Source organism: Polaromonas sp. P2_G11, from assembly GCF_056403595.1.
Map to the genome: position 1 here is coordinate 1 of NZ_JBFUFE010000014.1, position 647 is coordinate 647.

Here is a 647-nt window from a genome sequence, read left to right on the forward strand (position 1 = left end):
CAGCAACGGAGTCCCAGCAACGGAGTCCCGGTGCCCGCACTGGACCAGAGCTTTGGTTATGACAACCTGAACCGACTGATCAGCGCCACCTTGGGCAGCAGTGCGATCCAGTACAGCTATGACGCCACGGGCAACCGCACGGCCAAAGTCGTTGGCGGCACGAGCTACCCCAACACCATTGCCAGCACCAGCAACCGGCTGAACCAGACGCAGGACAGCACCGGCGTCGCCACCGTGGTGCAYGATGCGGCCGGCAACATCACGAGTGATGGGACCAACAGCTACACCTACAGCGACCGCGGGAGGCTGGCGACGATGACGAACGCCGGTGGCACTGTGAACTACAGCTACAGCGCGCTGGAGCTGAGGATGAGCAAGACGGGGCCGACGGCCCTGGTACCTACCGGTGCGGCTTACTACGTTTATGACGAAGGAGGCAAGCGATGCCAAGAGTACGATGCCAATGGGGTTCCCCAATACGAAACCATCTACATGGGCATGCCGGTCGGGGTGATCAAGCAGACGGGAACGGGAGCCGGAAGTGACATTGCCATCGGCCTGTACAACGTCTCGACGGATCAGCTCGGTGCGCCACGCATCATCACGCGGCAAATTGATGATGCGGTTGTGTGGCGCTGGGATACGGC

1 pseudogene is annotated in these 647 nt (G+C 61.5%); it reads left to right on the forward strand.

Going from position 1 to position 647, the window contains the following annotated elements:
* Positions 1-30: 30 nt before the first annotated feature.
* Positions 31-647: pseudogene (locus tag AC1DWQ_RS23045) on the forward strand (hypothetical protein); the annotation flags it as partial.